The 21,260-nt window shown below is 40.4% G+C and carries 17 protein-coding genes and 1 tRNA gene; 16 read left to right on the forward strand and 2 right to left on the reverse strand.

Features of this window, described 5'->3' with window-relative positions:
* Nucleotides 1-62 precede the first annotated feature (62 nt).
* The 15 genes from AC6I1H_RS15565 to AC6I1H_RS15635 all read left to right on the forward strand — a co-directional run bounded on the left by AC6I1H_RS15565 (nucleotide 63) and on the right by AC6I1H_RS15635 (nucleotide 16,509).
* Nucleotides 63-968: a glycyl-radical enzyme activating protein gene (locus AC6I1H_RS15565; RefSeq protein ID WP_497738434.1), complete on the forward strand. Its 906-nt coding sequence runs from the start codon at nucleotides 63-65 to the stop codon at nucleotides 966-968.
* A gap of 297 nt (nucleotides 969-1,265) precedes the next feature.
* Nucleotides 1,266-2,405 carry an ISAs1 family transposase gene (locus AC6I1H_RS15570; protein ID WP_497738435.1) on the forward strand — a complete coding sequence of 380 codons (1,140 nt, stop codon included), beginning with the start codon at nucleotides 1,266-1,268 and terminating at the stop codon, nucleotides 2,403-2,405.
* Between the two features lie 301 nt (nucleotides 2,406-2,706).
* Nucleotides 2,707-2,794: transfer RNA gene (locus AC6I1H_RS15575), tRNA-Leu, on the forward strand.
* Between the two features lie 573 nt (nucleotides 2,795-3,367).
* Nucleotides 3,368-4,474: a sugar ABC transporter substrate-binding protein gene (locus AC6I1H_RS15580; RefSeq protein WP_497738436.1), complete on the forward strand. Its 1,107-nt coding sequence runs from the start codon at nucleotides 3,368-3,370 to the stop codon at nucleotides 4,472-4,474.
* 82 nt (nucleotides 4,475-4,556) lie between these two features.
* Nucleotides 4,557-6,065, forward strand: a complete 1,509-nt coding sequence (locus AC6I1H_RS15585; protein ID WP_497738437.1) for a sugar ABC transporter ATP-binding protein — start codon at nucleotides 4,557-4,559, stop codon at nucleotides 6,063-6,065.
* Nucleotides 6,065-7,036: an ABC transporter permease gene (locus AC6I1H_RS15590; RefSeq protein ID WP_497738438.1), complete on the forward strand. Its 972-nt coding sequence runs from the start codon at nucleotides 6,065-6,067 to the stop codon at nucleotides 7,034-7,036. The genes AC6I1H_RS15585 and AC6I1H_RS15590 overlap by 1 nt, the downstream gene beginning before the upstream one ends.
* Before the next feature lie 39 nt (nucleotides 7,037-7,075).
* A complete protein-coding gene (locus tag AC6I1H_RS15595; RefSeq protein WP_497738439.1) occupies nucleotides 7,076-8,623 on the forward strand; it encodes an FGGY-family carbohydrate kinase in 1,548 nt (515 codons plus the stop codon).
* A 14-nt stretch (nucleotides 8,624-8,637) separates the two neighbouring features.
* Nucleotides 8,638-9,324: a ribulose-phosphate 3-epimerase gene (gene rpe / locus AC6I1H_RS15600; protein WP_497738440.1), complete on the forward strand. Its 687-nt coding sequence runs from the start codon at nucleotides 8,638-8,640 to the stop codon at nucleotides 9,322-9,324.
* A gap of 185 nt (nucleotides 9,325-9,509) precedes the next feature.
* Nucleotides 9,510-10,469, forward strand: coding sequence for a thiamine pyrophosphate-dependent dehydrogenase E1 component subunit alpha (locus AC6I1H_RS15605; RefSeq protein ID WP_497738441.1), 960 nt, complete (start codon nucleotides 9,510-9,512; stop codon nucleotides 10,467-10,469).
* A 14-nt stretch (nucleotides 10,470-10,483) separates the two neighbouring features.
* Entirely contained in the window at nucleotides 10,484-11,461 is a 978-nt protein-coding gene (locus tag AC6I1H_RS15610) for an alpha-ketoacid dehydrogenase subunit beta (RefSeq protein WP_497738442.1), read from the forward strand.
* Nucleotides 11,462-11,681: 220 nt separating this feature from the next.
* The gene (locus AC6I1H_RS15615; RefSeq protein WP_497738443.1) at nucleotides 11,682-12,998 is read left to right on the forward strand and encodes a dihydrolipoamide acetyltransferase family protein; all 1,317 of its coding nucleotides are present in this window, start codon (nucleotides 11,682-11,684) and stop codon (nucleotides 12,996-12,998) included.
* Nucleotides 12,999-13,012: 14 nt separating this feature from the next.
* A complete protein-coding gene (gene lpdA / locus AC6I1H_RS15620; RefSeq protein WP_497738444.1) occupies nucleotides 13,013-14,398 on the forward strand; it encodes a dihydrolipoyl dehydrogenase in 1,386 nt (461 codons plus the stop codon).
* Entirely contained in the window at nucleotides 14,367-14,690 is a 324-nt protein-coding gene (locus AC6I1H_RS15625; RefSeq protein WP_497738445.1) for a hypothetical protein, read from the forward strand. Before lpdA ends, AC6I1H_RS15625 begins: the two co-directional genes overlap by 32 nt.
* Nucleotides 14,691-14,764: 74 nt before the next feature.
* The gene (locus tag AC6I1H_RS15630) at nucleotides 14,765-15,715 is read left to right on the forward strand and encodes a sugar-binding transcriptional regulator (RefSeq protein WP_497738446.1); all 951 of its coding nucleotides are present in this window, start codon (nucleotides 14,765-14,767) and stop codon (nucleotides 15,713-15,715) included.
* Between the two features lie 143 nt (nucleotides 15,716-15,858).
* Nucleotides 15,859-16,509, forward strand: coding sequence for an HAD family hydrolase (locus tag AC6I1H_RS15635; RefSeq protein ID WP_497738447.1), 651 nt, complete (start codon nucleotides 15,859-15,861; stop codon nucleotides 16,507-16,509).
* Between the two features lie 41 nt (nucleotides 16,510-16,550).
* Here AC6I1H_RS15635 and AC6I1H_RS15640 read toward each other — a convergent pair whose 3' ends face one another.
* Nucleotides 16,551-17,354 (reverse strand): L,D-transpeptidase family protein, encoded by an 804-nt coding sequence (locus AC6I1H_RS15640; protein ID WP_497738448.1) that lies wholly within the window; start codon nucleotides 17,352-17,354, stop codon nucleotides 16,551-16,553.
* A 334-nt stretch (nucleotides 17,355-17,688) separates the two neighbouring features.
* Here AC6I1H_RS15640 and AC6I1H_RS15645 point away from each other — a divergent pair, with 334 nt between their 5' ends.
* Nucleotides 17,689-19,440: a sigma 54-interacting transcriptional regulator gene (locus AC6I1H_RS15645; RefSeq protein ID WP_497738449.1), complete on the forward strand. Its 1,752-nt coding sequence runs from the start codon at nucleotides 17,689-17,691 to the stop codon at nucleotides 19,438-19,440.
* Between the two features lie 48 nt (nucleotides 19,441-19,488).
* Here AC6I1H_RS15645 and hcp read toward each other — a convergent pair whose 3' ends face one another.
* Nucleotides 19,489-21,132 (reverse strand): hydroxylamine reductase, encoded by a 1,644-nt coding sequence (gene hcp, locus AC6I1H_RS15650; protein WP_497738450.1) that lies wholly within the window; start codon nucleotides 21,130-21,132, stop codon nucleotides 19,489-19,491.
* Between the last annotated feature and the right edge of the window lie 128 nt (nucleotides 21,133-21,260).

Below are 21,260 nucleotides of genomic sequence, written 5' to 3' on the forward strand. Positions count from 1 at the left end.
TAATGTAAGTTTCAGGGGCTATATAAAAGCATGAAACGGCTGAATAGGATGGGGGCAACTAAATGGTCAATAATGGATTTATTTTCGACATAAAAAGATATGCTGTCCACGATGGTCCCGGAATCAGGACAACGATATTTCTTAAAGGGTGTCCACTGAGATGCTGGTGGTGTCACAACCCCGAAGGCATTTCTCAAGAAAAATCGCTTATGTTTTTTGAATATAAATGCATGCAGTGTAAAACCTGTGCCGGTATTTGCCCAACCGGCGCGATATCTTTTGAAAACGGCGTTCACCATATCGACCGCATCCGCTGCAATAATTGCGGCATCTGTTCCGACGCTTGCCCTACTGAAGCTTTAAGACATGCCGGCGAGATAATCACGATTGAAGAATTGATGAAGCAAATTGAAAAAGATGTTCTGTTATACGATAATTCAGGGGGAGGCGTGACATTTTCCGGAGGAGAGCCGCTATTACAGCATAAATTCTTAAGGGAAGCATTGAGAGAATGTAAGAATAGAGATATTCATACCGTGCTGGATACATCGGGCTATGCTTCCCCTGACGTATTTTCCCAGGTCATGGATTATGTCGACGTGTTCCTCTTTGACTTGAAGCTGGCTGATGATGAAGAACACAGGAAATACACCGGAGTTTCAAACAGCCTGATTAAAGATAATTTGCGGATGCTGGTGGACACAGGCAGAGGTCATGATGTCATCTTGCGCTTTCCCGTAATCCCTGGGATAACCGATACTGAGGAAAATGTTGATGGTCTTGCGGAGTTTGTTTCTTCATTGAAGGGCATACGCGAAATAGACCTGCTTCCTTTCCATGATATCAGCGAGAAGTACCGCAGACTCGACATGGAATACAGGATGACGGTTCATCATGCTCCATCACAGGAAAAATTAAAGCAAATAAAGCAAAGATTTGAGGAAATCGGGCTGTATGTAAAGATTTGATAAAAAAAGTTGGGCACGGTAAACGCATGAAGACATAAAATGGGAAAAATGGTATATATTGATAAATATAGATAAGTGGAACAACATAAGACGGGTTTGTTCCACTTAATTACTGTACAAAGTTTCAAATGGGCAGAATCCATAAAAGAAAATATAAAAAATTATTATAAAATCTTCATAAAAACACTGTAATTGGTAAATATTTCCTTGTACTTTTCCTCAATTTAGTGTATCATTGTATTGAATGTTTTAAGCCATGACTCAAGAATACATAATTAAAGGATTTAAAGGAACAAAATGGAAAATAATACATCAGCAAAACTTATTAATATTCTAAGCCGTATACCAGATGTTCGCCAGGAAGGGAAAGTATTACATTCACTAGTAGATATTGTATTTATAGCCATAGTAGCATCCATAGCAGGTGCTGACGATTGGGTCTGTATGCAAATATTTGCCGAAGACCATGTAGATTGGTTTAGGAAGTATATACCACTAACTAATGGTGTTCCTTCCCACGATACCATCGAACGGGTATTCAAACAAATAGACCCTAAAATATTCATGAAGTGCTTCATGGAATGGACACAGATAGTAGCAAACATAATAAAAAGAGGAATCGTTGCAATTGACGGTAAGACCATGTGCGGAACATTTGACTCTGCCACAGGAAAAAAAGCACTCCATATAGTCAGCGCATGGTTTAGCGAAACAAGCATGGTATTAGGTCAAGTAAAGACCACCGAAAAAAGCAATGAGATAACAGCAATTCCGGAACTATTAGACATACTTGATATTACAGGCTGCATAGTAACCATCGATGCAATGGGAACACAAAAAGATATTGCCGAAAAAATAATCAAAAAGAAAGGCGATTATGTATTAGCCCTAAAAGGTAACCATCCCCTACTATATCAAGAAGTTGAAGAATTCTTCAAAGAAGCAGAAGATGAAAAATACCGAAAAGAACATAGTATAAATACATATCAAAACCATGATAAAGGCCACGGCCGGATAGAACGCAGAGACTATTACATCACATCCAATATTCGCTGGATGGATGCAAAAAAAGAATGGAAGAAGCTAACTTCTATAGGCATGGTCATATATCACAGCGAACAAAATGGTCAAAAGAAAAATGAGAAAAGATATTTCCTGTGCAGCATAGAAGATAATGCCGAAAAATTTGCCAATGCAGTAAGAAAACACTGGGGCATAGAAAGCATGCACTGGTCACTGGATGTCACATTCAACGAAGACTCAAAGAGAGTAAGGAAAGACAACGCACCTGAAAACCTTTCAGTGCTGCATAAATTTGCATACAACATATTAAAGCTGGAAAAAACACAAAAGAAAAGCTTGAAAGCCAAGCGTTTTAAAGCATCAGGCAGCTTAAAATACCTTGATAAAGTATTATCATCTCTGTTGATTGACTGATAGATTTATAACTGGATTTTTTCTAACTGGGCATATCCTTAAAAAGGACTGCTTGGTTTTTGATTGAGAAAATCCAGTATAAATAGATGCTCTAAACGTTATTAAAGCCATATCAGCAGAGTTTAGGGCTCCCCAACCATACTGTATTTCTTATACTACATGCCGCCCGGCATTTTTTTAAAAATCCTTTTTTGGATTGTTGATTCAGTTATATTTTCATGCGTTTGCCGTGAAAAGTTGGGCAGATGGTCTTGAATTATTTTTAATGATATGCTAATATATATAATGCATTGACCGTAGTGCCGAAGTGGTGGAATTGGCAGACGCGCTAGATTCAGGGTCTAGTGTGCATTACGCACGTAGGGGTTCGAATCCCCTCTTCGGCACCAATTGCAAAATTAATAGTCTTGTCCGCTGATTATAAACGGCGGTGCACATTAGACATTATTTCATGAAATCAACCACTTGCCTTTTTCAAAAAGAGATTGAAAAGGGCAGGTGGTTTTTATTGTGTTAATAAGATTTGCTGTGGATGATTTCCTTGAGATAGTTGTTCCAGGGTGTAGGTATATAAAATGGCAGAAATGATAAAGAAACTTTTGTTTCGAGAAGATAAATAATTTTAATTGCTGAACGCATATATAGAAGTTTATCTATTTTCATAAAAGAACCTAATTTTAAACTTAACTTATAATGAAAAATCAAGTATCTGTTAGCAATTTTGATAAAAATAGCAAAGACAAGTCATATTATATAAAATTAAACTCATATGAGGAAAAGAATAACTTGAAAATATATTACTACAAGCTGTAATATTAAGATAGTTACATAAGTAATATATAAGCACATAAGTGCCTATATAAGACAAAGGTAGATTCCTAAATTTTTTGATTGGAGGTGATAAGGGAGTAAATATATTCTAAGGTAATTTATAAAGAAAATTAATGAAAGGGAGGAAAAACATGAAAAAACTTTCTGTGGTCATTTTATTAATTCTGGTCTTGTTGGTATTAACCGCTTGTTCATCTGGGGTACAAACAGGAAGCAGCAGTCAACAGTCGTCAACTGCTCAAAACACGCAACAGGCACAAAATGACAATCAAACGAGCCAGAATTCAAGTCAGTCAAATCAGAATGCAAATCAGAGTTCTGGTCAATCTAAAGAACTTAATATAGCTTGGATACATTCAAATGCAGCGGCAAAATCTGAACAGAGAGCAAAAGCCGGTTTCGAAAAGTTTCTCCAGGAAAAAGGTTGGAAGTGGAATATTTCTTATTCAGATAGCAAGGGCTCCGGAGCGAATGTAGCGAGTTTCCTAGAAAATGCTGTTCAACGCAAACCTGATGCGATTATTCTTTCTATGGCTGATTTACGAGCTTCACAAGCTTCGATTGATGAGGCGAGCAAAGCAGGTATCCCTATAATAACTATTGATTCAGGCTGGACCCCTGGTGTGATTGTAGATATTACCAGTAACAACTATCTAATGTCGGCAAAAGTATCTGCTTATATGATAGACCGTTTAGGTGGTCATGGCAATGTGATTCTGTTTAAAATGGCTGAACATCATGGAGTTCGCAAACGGGGCGAGGTTCTTGATGTGATGATTAAAGAAAATCCCGGTATAAGAGTTTTGGCTGATCATAATATCGATTATACTAATTTTTATGAAGACACACTAAAAACAATGGAAGATTATGTTACCCGTTTTGGTGATAAAATCGATGCAGTATGGGCGGGTTGGGATGAACCCGCTATGGCAGCAGCTTCTGTTCTCCAACAGCATGGGCTTGATAAAAAAGTATTTGTTGTAGGAATTGATGGTCATCCTGATGCTGTGGATGAAATAGCTAAAGGCGGTGCATTTTCAGCTACTGTGGCGCAGGCATTCGAATTGATGGGTCAACGCGCTGCGGAATATATCAATTCTATTGTTGTAGAAAAGAAACCTGCAAGTGAAGTCGTACCTTCTACAACAGTCTATCTGCAGTCACCACTTATTACCAATAAGAATATACCAGCCCAGGGCCTTTTACCATGGCAGGGTAAAGATTTTTACGAACAATAGTATCAACTGTTAGTATCATAAATAATAACCAGGGCCCTTTTTACAAGGGCCCTTTCAAAAAATATGCTAGGAGGAGGAAAATATGCCCTGCCTGTTAGAAGCAAAAGGAATAACAAAAGCATTTCCGGGATCCCTTGCGCTTCAGAATGTGGATTTAGATCTAAACCAAGGAGAAATTCATGGTCTTGTAGGCGCAAATGGAGCAGGCAAATCAACTTTGGTTAAAATTATAACCGGAGCACTGTCTCCTGACCGAGGGCAAATCCTCATTGATGGGAAAGAGGTATCTTTTAATGATCCGCGAGAAGCCTATAGTTCAGGAATTTCAATAGTACCTCAAGAAAGTAATTTGATTTTCTATTTTGATGGTATAGAGAATATATTTCTAGGTAATGAAGCAGCAAATTTTGGTATAATTGACCGCAAAACCATGGAGTCTCAAGCAAAAAGATTGATGGAACAACTGGGTGTAGATGTAGAACTTTCTAAACCAGTACGGGAGTTAAATCCTGCCCAGAGAAAATTGATTGAAATTCTCCGTGCACTGAATTACAATCCTAGAATTCTGATTTTGGATGAGCCGACAGCAGCCATGACAAAGAATGAAACTGAACATCTTTTTAGTGTAATGGATAAACTCCGCAAGTCAGGATCGAGCATTATTTTTATATCTCACTACTTGGATGAAATATTACGAATGTGTGATAGAATAACCGTTTTAAAAGATGGAAAGAAAGTGGCAACCTGTAATAAAGAAAATGTGACAGAACCTGAAATTGTTAAAATGATGATTAATCAAGATATAAAAAATCAATTTCCAAAAGTTCAAGTTTCGCCAGGTAAAGTTATTTTAGAGGCTAGGAATGTTGCAACTGCAGATGGAACCGTAATAGATGCTTCAATAGATGTAAAAGAAAGTGAAATAATAGGGATATTTGGCCTTGTAGGAGCTGGAAGGACAGAATTTGTTGAAGCGCTCTTTGGGGCACGGCGTATTATAAAGGGTGATATTATTTTAAACGGGAAAGTTATGAAAAATTATAATATATATAGGGCTATAGGTTCAGGGGTAACGCTTATACCAGAGGACAGATTGTCTAATGCGTTATTTTTATCAAATAGTGTTATGGAAAACCTTAGCATGGTATATTTAAATACAATATCAAGAATTGGAGTTATCAACAGTCGAGCTGAAGTAAAAAATTCTTTAAAATTGATTGATAACCTTAATATTGTCCCCTCGTACCCCCATAATATAGTAAATAATTTGAGCGGGGGAAATAAACAGAAGGTTTCTTTTGGCAAGTGGTTGTTTGGCAACCATAAAAACAAAGTCTTTATTTTTGATGAGCCCACAGAAGGTGTAGATGTGGGGGCAAAGGTGGAGATGTATAACATTATTGGGAAACTAGCTTCCGAGGGAGCTGGAATTATACTCGTATCGTCTGATATTGAAGAAGTAATAGGTCTTTCAGACCGAATAATGGTAATGCATGAAGGGTACAGTGTCGGTACTATAAATCGTGAAAATTTTTCGCAGGAAAAAATCTTAAGTATGGCAATGGGAACTGAAGTGGGGGTTAGAAAATAATGGGAGCAAACACTAAGAAAATCGAAAAAGAAATAAGAATCAATAAGAATTCATCTTTAAGCAAATATGGAACTGTTTTTGCTTTACTTGCCGTTATTGTCATTTTTTCCGTAATATCAGATAGATTTATGGCTCCGGATAATTTAATAAATATTTTAAGACAAATATCTACCTTAACTATTGTTGCTGTTGGATTAACAATATGTATGGCCACCAACGATTTTGATCTTTCAGTAGGAAATGTGGCAGGCTTGGCTGGTGTTTTAACTACAGGACTCCTCGTTACTCAACATTCAATGCTCTTTTCTATTGCAGCGGGTCTTTCTGTTGGAATATTAGCAGGTTTAATCAACAGCTTTTTAATAACTTATATAGGGATTGGCTCAATGATAGCCACACTTGGTACTTCTTCAATAATTTTGGGAATAAATTTCGGTTATACTGGTGGTCGGGCTGTATATGGAGGTTTACCGGATTTCTTTTATTTTTTTGGTAGAGGATCTTTTTTTGGTATACCAACACCAATAATTATTATGGCAATAGTTTTGATAACTGCATATTTTCTCTTAAACCGAACCGTCTTTGGGCGATATGTTTATGCCGTGGGGGGAAATATTAATGCGGCAAGGCTATCCGGTATAAGGGTTAGATATTATCGCAGTATTGCTATTATTATTTCGGGTATTACTGCAGCTCTTGCCGGAATAGTATTGGCATCGCGCTTAGGGTCGGGTCAACCTACTGCAGGACAAGCATTTTTAATGGATGGTCTTGGCGCTGTTTTTATTGGCATGACTACAATCAAGCCAGGCCAACCCAACATCCTAGGTACAATGGTCGGCGCATTTATTATTGGTGTTATAAATAATGGTCTTAACTTACTCGGGCTTCCGTTTTGGGTTCAAGATATAGGGAAAGGTGTCATAATGATACTTGCCGTTGCTTCAGCAGTATATAGAAACCAGAAATAAAAGATTTATAAAATAAAAATTGTTTGGAGGAGGTATTTTATGAGCAATTTAAAACCACCATATGTTATTGGTATAGATCTAGGTACAAGCAGTGTAAAAGTTGGTATATTTGATTTAAAAGGCAAACCCATAGCATACGGAACAGAAGAATACCCGCTATATACACCAAACCCGGGATGGGCAGAACAGCGTGCAGAGGATTGGTGGTTTGCTATCTGCAAGTCTGTAAGAAGTGCCATTGAGAAAGGTCAAGTAAAACCTGAAGAAATTGTTGGTATTGGCGCCGATACAACAAGTTGCACTGTACTGCTGGTAGATGAAAACTGTAATCCAATAAGACCAGCAGTATTATGGATGGATGTCAGATCTACAGATCAGGCAGAAAGAATCGCTGCTACTAAGCATCCTGCATTAAAATATAATGGCTTTGGGAATGTTTCAGCAGAATGGCTTCCATGTAAGGCTTTATGGTTAAAAGAAAATGAGCCTGAAAATTATAAAAAAGCTTTTAAAGTTATTGAATGTATTGACTGGCTTAATTATAAGCTCACTGGTGAATGGACAACAAGTATCAATACTGCTTCAATCAGAGGATATTACGATAATAAACGCGGCGGATGGCCTGTAGATTTTTATGAAAAAATTGGATTAGATGATATTATAGATAAATATCCAAGTAATGTTTACCCTCTAGGGAAAAATATAGGAGTTCTTACAAAAGAAGCAGCTAGAGATCTTGGACTTAAAGAGGGAATTCCGGTAGGCGAGGGCGGAGCTGACGCTCTCATTGCTATGATAGGATTGAATGTTGTAGAACCGGGAAGGGTAGCTTTTATCACCGGTTCTTCGCATTTGCTCTTAGGATTATCTGAAGAAGAATTACATGCACCAGGAATTTTCGGCAGCTATCCGGATGCAGTAGTGCCAGACCTTAATGTAGTGGAAGGTGGGCAAGTTTCTACCGGGTCTATAGTTAACTGGTTTAAAAATAATTTTTGTGGAAGTTTGGAAAAGCTTGCGAAGGAAAAAGGTTGCAGTATTTATGATATTTTAAATGAAGAAGCCTCTCGTATTCAACCTGGTTCTGAAGGATTAATACTTTTGGATTATTGGCAGGGTAATAGAACACCACTTACTGACTCGAATATTAGAGGTATGATATATGGTCTCTCTTTGAAACACACGCCAGCGCATATTTATAAAGCAATAATTGAAGGGATAAGTTATGGAACAGAACACATTCTACGTACTTTTAGAAAATCTGGATTTAACGTTAATGAATTATATGCCTGTGGAGGGGCAGTAAAAAGTAAATTGTGGATGCAGATTCATTCAGATGTATCAAATTTACCTATTTTTATACCTGAGGTTTCTGAAGCTGCAAGCCTTGGCTCAGCTATATTAGGGGCAATTGCTTCGGGGGTCTATCGTAGTATACCTGAGGCTGCTCATCATATGGTAAATGTTATTGATAAAATAGTGCCAAACAAGGAAAAACACGAAGAATATAAGTTCTATGTAGACAAATATATTGAAGTTTACCCAATTTTAAAAGATTGGATGCATGATGTTACAAGACATCAATAGAGTAGCGCGAGGTGATGGCTTTGACAAAAATATCAGCATCAATTCTTGCGTGCAATACAGCCTATCTTGGAGAAAATGTCGTTAATCTGGAAAAAGCCGGAGCCGACATTATACATGTGGATATAATGGATGGTCATTATGTAAACAATTTAACTTTTGGCCCACAGACAATAAAGGATTTGAGACAGATTACAAAACTCCCTATAGAAGTTCATTTTGAATTATTTAACCCTGAGAAATATATTTCGGATTTTTCTGATGCAGGGGCAGATATAATTACTGTACAATTAGATTGCTGTATTCACCCCATCAGGATATTCAAATCAATAAAGACATATGACAAAAAAGTCGGTCTTGCGATTAATCCTTGTAAGAATATCGATGAGATAAGATATTTTGGAGAATATATAGATTATTTACTTTTAATGAGCGTTGAACCGGGTTTTGGAGGCCAGACTTTTGAAGGTACAACAATTAATAAAATTAGGGAAGCAAAATCATTGCTGAAAAAACTTAAATATGATATACCGATAGGCGTAGATGGTGGCATCAATTTACAAAATGCTGATTTAATAAAACAATCAGGGGCAGAAATTTTGGTGATAGGTTCAGGCTTATTTTCACAGCAGGATTTATATAGCACAATTCGAAAGTTCAAAGGTGAAACTGATCAAGATAATCTATTGGATCTTAGCCTTTAATTTTCGCTTTTTATTTATCTTGTTAAAAATATTAAAATTAAATAATTAAGAAGTGGGGAAAAGAATGTGAACTATAATTTTAATTTATTACAATATGCATTTTTAATAATATTTTCCACTTCTTAAATTTTTGCCTTAAAAACCTATTGCTTGCTTATTATAATAAAATTAGAGGAGTTGATAACATGTCTCTTGCCAGAGACAAGAAATTATGGATGTACCGCAAGATGCTGGAAATAAGGCATTTCGAACTGGAAGTAGACAAGCTTTTTAAAGCCAACATGATATGGGGCACCTGCCACCTGTCGGTGGGCGAAGAGGCTTCGGCCGTAGGCTCCATCGCAGCCCTGGAAGACGGCGATATGATAACAAGTACCCACCGTGGGCATGGTCATTGTCTTGCCAAGGGTGGAGAACTTCCCAGAATGTTTGCCGAACTTCTGGGAAAAGAAACCGGCTACTGCCGGGGCAGAGGAGGTTCCATGCACATCGCGGACCTGGAAAAGGGAAACCTAGGCGCCAACGGTATAGTTGGCGGAGGCATACCAATTGCCACAGGCGCGGCCCTAGCTTCCAAAATGAAGAAAGACGGCAAAGTAACCCTGTGCTTTTTCGGAGACGGAGCGGCAAACCAGGGCTGTTTCCATGAAGCGGCAAACCTTGCCGCAATAAACAAACTTCCCATAGTATATATCTGTGAAAACAACCTATACGGCATGTCTGTGCCGTTCAGAAAAGCAAGCTCAGTGGAAAACATCGCCGACAGAGCGGCAGCATACAGCATGCCGGGCAAGGTGGTGGACGGCAACGATGTAGAAGCCGTATACGAAGCTGTAAAAGAAGCCGTAGACAGAGCAAGAAGAGGAGAAGGCCCCAGCCTGATAGAAAACAAAACATACCGATGGCTGGGCCACTCCAAGAGCGACGCCAACGTATACAGGACAAAAGAAGAAATAGAAGAATGGAAGCAAAAATGCCCCATCAAGCGCTACAGGCAAAAACTCATAAATGACGGCGTGGCATCGGCGGAAGAACTGGACAGAATAGAAAAAGAAGTAGAAAAAGCTATACAAGATGCCATAGAATACGCCAAAAACAGCCCCGAGCCAAGAGTAGAAGACATCATGGACGGCGTATACGCATAAAGGAGGAAAAGAAAATGTCTGAAAAACTATATATCGAAGCCTTAAGAGAAGGCCTGCGGGAAGAAATGCTGCGCGACGAAAACGTATTCATAATCGGCGAAGATGTGGGCCTATACGGCGGTGCCTTTGGAGTCACAAAAGGCCTTTTTCAGGAATTTGGTGAAGACCGCGTAAAAGACACCCCCATATCCGAAGCCGCCATAGCGGGAGCCGCAGTGGGAGCCGCCCTGTGCGGCATGAGGCCGGTAGCGGAGATAATGTTCTTCGACTTTTTCACCATAGCAATGGACCAGCTTGTAAACCAGGGAGCCAAAAACCGCTACATGTTCGGAGGAAAAGCAAAAGTACCCATGGTGATAAGAGGCCCCATGGGATGCGGCACTGGAGCCGCCGCCCAGCACTCCCAGAGCTTCCCGGCGGTATTTGCCCACTTCCCGGGCCTCAAAGTCGTCATGCCTTCCACACCGTACGACGTAAAAGGATTAATCAAAGCTTCTATAAGAGACGACAATCCGGTAGTATTTGCAGAGCATAAACTGCTGTATAAAGTAAAAGGCGAAGTGCCCGAAGAAGAATATATAGTGCCGCTGGGCAAAGCCGATATAAAAAGGAAAGGGAAAGACATCACCGTAGTGGCCGGATCCATCATGGTCATAAGAGCGCTGGAAGCCGCAAAACAACTTGAAAAAGAAGGCATAGACGTAGAAGTGGTAGACCCCAGGACTTTAAAACCCCTCGATATGGGCACCATAGTGGACTCCGTAAAAAAGACCGGCAGAGTAATCATAGTAGAAGACGACCCCATAAGCTTCGGATGGGGAGCGGAAGTTGCCGCAGGAATCGCATCAAGCTCCGCCTTTGACTACCTGGATGCCCCCATAAAGCGCCTGGCCGGCCTGGACATCCCGATTCCCTACAACCCCAACCTAGAAAAACACGCCGTTCCGCAGGTGGAAGATATCGTAAAAGCAATAAAAGACATCCTGAAGTAAAAAAGCTTTCATTAAAAAAACAATAAAACAGCGGTAGCTTTTTTGAAATGCATTACGGAAAGCCCTATATTAAGGCATATTTTTGCTTTCCTATGCATTATAAAAAAGCTTTCATTAAAAAAACAATAAAACAGCGGTAGCTTTTTTGAAATGTGCTACGGAAAGCCATATATTAAGGTATATTTATGCTTTCCTGCGCATTATAAAGGAGGAGAATTAAATGGCTACAATTCTGACAATGCCCAAACTCGGTACCACCATGGAAGAAGGAACCATAATAAAATGGCTTAAAAAAGAAGGAGACCCAGTAGAAAAAGGCGAAGCGTACGTAGAAATACAGACCGACAAAGTAAACCTTGAAGACGAAGCTCCGGAATCAGGCATAATGAGGAAAATCCTCATACCTGAAGGTGCCGTTGTGCCCGTTGGAAAAGAAATAGCCATAATTGCCGGCGCCGACGAGCCTCTCCCCGAAATAGGAAAAGAAAAACAAAAAGAAACCGAAACATCACCCATCCAGAATGCATACGAAGAAATACAACAACCACCGGAACAAACACAAATCGCAGAAGGCAAAATAAAAGCAACTCCGGCAGCAAAAAGAGTAGCCCGGGAAAACGGTGTGGACCTTTCAAAAGTTACCCCCACCGGCCCCGACGGCCGCATAATAGAAAAAGACGTGCTGGATTTCATCGAAACACACAAAGTGAAAGCCACTCCGGCAGCAATAAAGATGGCCGAAGAACAGGGGATTGATCTTGCCACAATTCACAAGGCTCCGGGAGAAAGAATAACAAAACAGGACCTCATGCCACAGGAGGACAAAAAAGCCTCCCCCGCCCCGGGTACACAGAAGGTTATCCCGGTGGCCGGCATGAGGAAAATAATAGCCGATAGGATGGCAAAAAGCAAAGCCACTGTTCCCCATATATACCTTACTCTGGAAGTCGACATGACAAAAGTCATCGAGCTTCGAGAAAAACTGCTTCCGGCCATACAGGCCCGGTACGGCTGCAAATTGTCCTACAACGACATTCTCATAAAAGCTTCGGCTGTGGCAATAAAGCAAAACCCCATAATAAATTCAAGCTTTATCGGAGATGAAATAATAATAAAAGAAGACATAAACATCGGCCTTGCGGTAGCCCTGGAAAACGGCCTCATAGTTCCTGTGGTAAGATGCGCCGATAAAAAAGGCATTGGAGAAATATCGAAAGATACGGCACAGCTCATAGAAAAAGCCCGCTCCGGCAAACTCCTGCCCGACGATTACCAGGGTGGCACATTTACCATTACTAATCTGGGGATGTACGATATAGAAAACTTCAAGGCCATCATAAACCAGCCTGAAAGCGCCATCCTGGCGGTGGGCAAAATAATGAAAAAACCGGTTGTGATAGACGACCAGATTGCTATAAAACCCATGATGAACCTCACCCTTTCCTGCGACCACCGCGTCATAGACGGCGCCCAGGGAGCCGGATTCCTCCAAATGCTCAAACAGATTCTGGAGGAACCTCTGGAGATGTTAATGTAAAGGAGCTGTTTTACATGACCTACGACATCGCGATAATAGGCGGCGGTCCCGGAGGATACGTGGCCGCCATATACGCCGGAAAGAAAAAAGCAAAAGTCGCCCTGATAGAAAAAAGCGAGCTGGGTGGAGTATGCTTGAACCGCGGCTGCATCCCCACAAAATCCCTGATCCATAGCGCCAACATAGTAAACGAAATAAAACAGGCAAAAAGATTCGGCATAACAGCCCGGGATGTACAAATAGACTGGAATGCTATCCAGAAAAACAAAGAAACCATAGTAAAGACCCTCACCAGGGGAGTGGAAAACCTCCTTAAAGCAAATGGTGTAAAAACATATAAGGGAGAGGCAAAACTTTTAGACAAAAATACCATAGAAATAACATACCATACCGGACAAAAAGAAACCATAACGGCGCAAAACATAATAATTGCCACAGGCTCTACCCCGGCGATAGTTCCCATACCGGGCCACAACCTGCCGGGGGTCATCACCAGCGATGAAGCGCTATCCTTAGAAGAACTTCCGAAGTCCATGCTCATAATAGGCGGTGGAGTCATAGGCATAGAACTGGGGTATATATATAACACTTTAGGGACCGACACCACAATAGTGGAAATGCTCCCCCGGATACTCCCGAGACAGGACGAAGAAATACAAAAAGAACTGAGAAAAATTCTCGAAAAACAGGGCATAAAAATATACACCGACTCAAAAGTAAAGACCATAGAAAAGCAGAATGAAAAACTCATAACGACCTTTGAAAACCCGGAAGGCACAAAACGGATTGAAACAGATAAAGTCCTCATGGCCACAGGAAGAAAACCCAATACCCAGGCAGTGGAGAATCTTCACATTGATATACAAAAAACCGGCATAATGGTAGATGATTACCTCAGAACAAACATACAGAACATTTATGCCATAGGAGATGTCACCGGAAAATCCATGCTGGCTCATGTGGCCTCCCACCAGGGCTTAAATGCGGTCAAGAACATCCTGGGACAAAACAAAAAGATGGATTATATAGTAATACCGAGCTGCATATATACAAGCCCTGAAGCGGCATCGGTTGGCCTTACCGAAGAAGAAGCACGACAGAAATATAAAGACAACATCAAAATCGGCCGATTCCCCTTCATAGCAAGCGGAAAAGCGTTGACCCTTGGAGAAAGACAGGGTATTGTGAAGATAATATCCGACCCAAAATACAACGAAATCCTCGGCGTCCATATCCTCGGCCCCAGCGCTACAGAACTTATCGCCGAAGCTGCTCTTGCCATAAAGCTGGAGTGCACCGCAGAGGAACTGGCCGAGACAATCCATGCTCATCCAACCCTTTCGGAAGCGGTCATGGAAGCCTCCTTTGATGTCCTGGGAGAACCTATTCACAAGATGTAGGAGAAGGGGTTCTCCCTCTTCATTTATCATTTTAATATTGATACTTTTAAGATTTAACGTTATTATTATATTGTATGGAGAATTCATCTTTAAAAACCTTTGTTTGGCTTTCTTCTTACCCGAAGGAAAGAAAGTCCTTGCAGCAGAAATAAATGATGAGTCCTTTGTTTTTTTCTGTATTGTAAACTCAAAAAGAGATAAATCTATAAACCTTACTAAAGAACTTTCTAAAATTGATCTCGATAAATTGAAGGAAAAGAATATTGCTATAAAGGATGTAATTAGAATCTAGGTGTTGTTAAACTTTTTAAAAAAGTAACTGCATGTGATTTTTTAATATATTTAAAATATGAGGTGCATTGTTAAGTGGAAGCAGAAAACATACAATTGGCAGATCCTATGTATCAAAAAACTATTCTAGCAGCAGAACTCTACTATACATATCATCTTACGCAGCAAGAAATTGCGAAAAAATTAGGGGTATCAAGGCCGTGGGTATCAAAATTGTTAAAACGTGCTGAAGACATCGGAATAGTAAGAATCGAAGTATTAACGCCTACTGCAGGCATATTAGAGCTTGAAAAGAAATTGATAAAACGTTATTCTCTTGTTAATGCAAGAGTAATAAAGCAAACAATTGAAACAGATAATGATATTATTCATTTAGCACGAGCTGCTGCTAATTATCTTATATCTGTCTTAAAATCCAATGATATAATTGGAGTTTCCTGGGGAAAAACATTAGCTATGATGGCACAACAATTAATACATCTACATTATCCGGGAATTACAGTAGTTCCACTTCTAGGAGGTATGGGGCAGGATCCGGAATTATTAAGCAATCAAATCGCTTCAAAAATAGCTCTTGCACTGAACGGTCAATGCTTTTTACTTCATGCACCTGCATTTACAGTTGGAGTAGCTGAAAGAGACATATTTCTAAGTGATCCACTAATAAAAGATACGATAAAGAAAGGAGAACAAACAACCGTTGCTATATTTGGCCTTGGCTCTCTTTGGAAATCTACAATATTGCAGCGTGGATATATTACATTATCAGAAATTGAAGAGTTGGCAAAATTAGGAGCCGTAGGGGATATAGCACTTCGCTTTATAAATAAAGATGGAGAGATTATTCCACATGATATTCATAAAAGATTAGTAGCCAGCGATTTAAATAAAGTTAAAAATAATGCTAGGGAAGTTATTGGTGTTGCTGGGGGGCTTCATAAAGTAGATGTTATTCGTGCTGCTTTAAATGGAAAGTGGCTAGATGTACTTATTACAGATGTAGGGACAGCTGAAAAGTTACTTTAAATTTTGAAAACATATAGATTCCCCTTATATTTATAATTCTTATTTCTACTATTTTTAAAAGGATTTCAATAGATAACTAAATATTTACTTTTAATATCCCAAGATATCTATTAATAGGAAATAAGTAGGAAGGATGATCTGGAGTGAAATTCGAGGCAGTGCTTTTTGACCTGGACGGAACCCTGCTTGATACTCTAAGGGACCTTGCAGATTCGATGAACAGTACGCTCGAGAGTATGGGCTTTCCAGTCCACGATGTAGAAAAATATAAATACTTCGTGGGAGACGGAATGTACAATCTTGTTATAAGGACTATTCCTTCGGATAAAAGAGAAGAAAGCATAATAAAAAAATGCCTGATTAAAATGAACGATGAATACGGTAAAAGATGGGCCGATACAACCAGACCGTATGAGGGTATTCCGGAACTGCTGGACAGGCTCGGCAAGTTGGGATTGAAAAAGGCTGTTCTGTCCAATAAACCTCATGATTTTACAAAACTGATAGTGGATAGGTTGCTTGCCAGATGGAAATTTGATGCAGTGCTCGGGCAGAGGGAGGGGGTGCCCAAAAAGCCTGATCCGGCGGCAGCACTTGAAATTGCCGATAAGTTGAAAATACCTCCCGAAAGGTTTGTCTACCTTGGCGACACAAATACAGATATGAGAACCGCCAATGCCGCCGGAATGTATGCGGTCGGCGTCCTATGGGGATTCCGAGAAGCGGATGAACTCATCGAAAGTGGGGCAAAAGTACTCATAAAAAGCCCTATGGATTTATTGGGCATTTTATAAAGTATAATGAATAATAAATAGCATATTAATAAGCGATTTCACTACTCAAACAACATTATTCCCAGAGCTTTATAAGTTTTATCGTCCACATTACCCGATGGGTCTAAACCGTTATCCTTCTGGAAAGCTTTTACGGCTTCTTTGACACCCCAACCATATATGCCGTCGATTCGGCCGTTGTAATATCCGTACCCCGAAAGACGTTTTTGAACTTCCACCACATCGGAACCTTTTGAACCCTGAGTCAGGGGTTTTAAACCGAAAGTGAAAGGGCCGTCTACTCCGCCGATAATGTATACTTTTGTACCTATATTTACCCACTCATATACCTGTTCCACATGCTGATTATGCATTCTAATGCAGCCGTGGGATTCAAAATTTCCGATAGACCAGGGCTTGTTGGTGCCGTGTATTCCGTAGATGCCCCAGGGAACGCTAAGCCTCATCCACCGTGAACCGAAGCCTTCCCCCCATATATCCTTCTGGGTTATTGTAAAAAGGCCTATAGGCGTTGGCGTATCGAACGTTCCTACCGCTACGGGAAAAGATTTAAAGGGCTTTCCGTCAGACATGACCATGAGCTTTCTTTCCAGGGTAAAAATAATTATTGAAACTTCTCCGCGGGGCTTTTCTGAAGGCACTCTGGCAGCCGGCTTTTCGTAAATTTGTGCCATTTTTAAAAGTGTTTTTACACCAAAGATTCCATCCGGATCAAGCCCCTCGGACTTTTGAAAAGCTCTGACAGCCTCGAAAGTTTTTTTGTCGTAAACGCCATTGATAGTGCCTTTATAATAGCCGAATTTTTTCAACTGATACTGGATTTCCCTGACGTCAGGGCCTGTCATGGGAGGAGTCTGCAGCTTGAGAGTTCTGTCTTCACCGCAGGAACAGCGGGGTGCACAGATAATATGACCCGGCCGACAAATTAGGAGAATGGTTATTATAAATAAAAAAACTTTCTTTATCCGTATTTTTGACATGCTATCACCTTTTGCTGAAGGATACGAATATATTTTTTGTAGTTTTATATATTTAATTCCGCAAAAGAGTTATTAATATACCAAATCCCTACAAAAAAGTAGGGATTTTTTTATTAAGAAGGTTTTTAATAAATTTTGTAGAATTTATTAAATATGTATCAGTTTTTAGACATTACTTTTAAATCCGGAGGGACTCAAGTTGAAGGCCGAATACCTTTTAAATATTAAAGTCAAGGACGCACTGGAAAAAGAGGTCTTCCTGGTACCAGACGACACGGATATTGAAAAATTGAATGAAATAATGCTGTTGAAACAGCAGGAAGAAGCTCTAGTAACAGACACGAATCAAAAGATTGTAGGGGTAATTACAAGAAACGATCTTGCCAAAAACCTTGCCAGGGGCATTGACAGAAAAACTCAGGTTAAACACATCATGACTCCGGATGTGGTTTTTATGCAGCCTGATAAGTTTTTGCCGCAAGCAAAGGCTGAGATGAGAAAGCTGGGTATCAGCCGGGCGCCGGTACTCGACAATGATGGAAATTTGCTCGGTTTGCTGACGGCAAAAAGTATTTGCGATAGTTTTTTAAACAGACTTGAAAATGTTGTAAAATTACACGAACTAATACTTGACAGTGTGAAGACGGCCGTCTGTGTGCTCGATGACGAGTGCGAGATACTGTCATACAACAAAGCTTTTGAAGAATTGTTCAGACCATCCAGGTTTATAAAAATTACTCCGGCGAATTTTTTACCGGCACCGCTCCTGGAACGGATAAAAAAAGGAGAACAGCCGCTTGAGGAGATATATTTTGAAAGCAAAGACAACAGGAAATTCACCGTGAAAATATGCAGATTTAATATGACGGGAAATTTAAATGGCATAATACTGAGCATGGAGGAAATATCGGATGCCGTAAATCTGATTGCTGAACTCGATAAAGCCTATTACAAACTTTCATTTCTGGAGAAACAGATGAAAGGTTTCAAGGATAAGGAATACTGTTTCGGAGAATTTATGAGCAGGAATCCTAAAATGATTAAGGCTATTGAAAAGGCGAAGAAAATTGCGTTTTCCGAAGATCCTGTTCTCATAAGAGGTGAAAACGGAACCGGTAAGGAAATGCTGGCAAACGCCATTCACGAAAACGGTAATCGAAAGAGTTTTGCCTTTATTAAAGTAGATTGTGCCGCCGTGCCTTCCAATTTATTTGAATATGAACTTTTTGGCTGCAAAGATGGAGAAAATGCCGATTTCGGACGATGCGGCAAAACCGGGCTGCTGGAATTGGCGGATAAGGGCACCCTTTACATTGAGGCGATCGAACAACTTCCGGAAGGCATGCAGCTTAAACTGCTTGATTTTTTGCGGGAACAGACTTTATATAAATCATGGGACAACAGGTCTATCCGTGTGAATGTAAGGATAATTGCATCTACCAGTAAAGATTTGGGAAGTATGGTAGGGGAAGGACTTTTTAATGAAGAGCTTTTCCACTGGCTAAGTGTGAACACAATAGAAATACCGCCTCTAAGGGAACGGTGCGAAGATATTGTGGAGCTTGCCAACAACTTTGCAAATGAATACGCCAATTTTTATAATAAAAGAATTAAAGGCATATCATCCCAGGTCTTGAAAACTTTTATGGACCATGACTGGCCGGGGAATGTGCGGGAGCTTAAAAATGTCATTGAACGCATGGTAATACTTGCCAATAAGGAAGAGCTCACTGAAGAGCTGCTGCCGAAGTATCTAAAGCATGATGATGCTGTCATCGGTCCGATTCCTGAAGTCACTGATTTGAACAAAGCGGCTGATATTGCCGAAAAACGGGTTATACTGGAAACTTTGAAAAAATATGCCTATAACAAGACGAAAGTAGCAAAGGCGTTGAAAATATCTCGCAGCACACTTTATAACAAAATGAAGCAATATAATCTTGTAAAATAACATGAATGCAAAAGAAGTGGTGGGTTGATTGAAACCCACCACCGCATTTTATGCCATGAACATTTTTATATCGTCTTGAACATTTGATATTCCACTTATACCGAATTTATCAACCAGCACCTTTGCCACGTTAGGCGAGAGGAACGCCGGAAGCGTGGGCCCCAGGTGTATGTTTTTGACGCCGAGGTATAGCAATGCGAGCAGTACGATTACCGCTTTCTGTTCGTACCAGGCGATGTTGTATGAAATGGGCAGTTCATTTATATCGCTTAATCCGAAAACTTCCTTTAGTTTTAGGGCTATCACGGCCAGGGAATAGGAGTCGTTGCACTGGCCCGCATCAAGGACCCTGGGGATTCCGCCGATATCTCCTAAATTAAGTTTATTGTATCTGTATTTGGCACAGCCGGCGGTTAGTATAACTGTATCTTTCGGCAATTGTCTTGCAAATTCGGTATAATATTCCCTGCTCTTCATCCTTCCATCGCAGCCGGCCATTACGAAGAACCTCTTAATGGCTCCGGACTTTACCGCATCCACCACTTTGTCCGCAAGGCTCAACACCTGATTGTGGGCAAATCCTCCTATGATTTCGCCTTTTTCCAGTTCAATCGGCGGACTGCACTTTTTGGCATGTTCTATTATGGGCGTGAAATCCTTGGGCTTGCCGTCTTTGCCCGCCGGGATATGCTTTACCCCTTCAAAACCTACCACACCGGTGGTATATACCCTGTCTTTGTAGGAATCTTTCGGAGGAATCAGGCAGTTGGTCGTCATCAGGATAGGGCCATTAAAGGATTCGAACTCCTTATCCTGCTGCCACCATGCATTTCCGTAGTTTCCTACGAAATTGGGATATTTTTTGAATGCGGGATAATAATTTGCGGGGAGCATTTCACCATGGGTGTAAACGTCGACTCCCGTGCCTTTCGTCTGCTTCAACAGTTCTTCCATGTCTTTCAGATCGTGGCCGCTTATGAGTATCCCGGGATTGTTCCTTACCCCTATGTTTACCCTTGTAATTTCCGGATTGCCGTAAGTGGAGGTGTTGGCCCTGTCCAGTAGAGCCATGACATCCACGCCGAATTTTCCGCATTCCATCACAAGAGCCACCAGTTCATCCGCCGTCAGACTGTCATCGCAGGTGGCAGCCAGCGCTTTTTGCATGAACGCAAATATGTTATCGTCCCTGTACCCAAGAACATACGCATGCTCTGCGTATGCCGCCATGCCTTTTACGCCGTAAGTCAGGAGCTCTCTCAAAGACCTTATATCTTCATTTTCAGTGGAAAGCACGCCAACTTTTTCGGCTTTTTTCTCGAATTCGTCTACTGAATCCGCATGCCACACAGCGCAGTCCCGATGGTCTTCAAACTTGACGCCTTCATTTGCCAACTGTTTCTTTATCCGCTCGCGCAGCGCAAGACCTTCTTTTATTTTCTCCACAAAATAATTCCTGTCGAAATTTACGTTTGTTATTGTTGAAAATAAACTTTCCATTATGAATCTGTTGGCTTCTTCACTTACAATGCCTGCTTTTCTTGCTTTTGTGGTATAAATGGAAATCCCTTTCAGAACATAAATCAATAAATCTTGAAGCCTTGCCACATCATCCCTTTTGCCGCATACGCCCCTTAAAGTGCATCCCGTGCCTTTTGACGCCTCCTGACACTGATAGCAAAACATGCCCATTAAAAATTCCTCCTTTTATTATGGTTTTAATTATCAACGTCTTCATGGTCATAATATCTGATTTTCACCGAAAAGTCTGTGATTAAAATCACATGTATCGAAGGCTTGAAATATTTTGGAGGATATGC

The sequence above is a fragment of the Biomaibacter sp. TOL genome, from assembly GCF_059717795.1.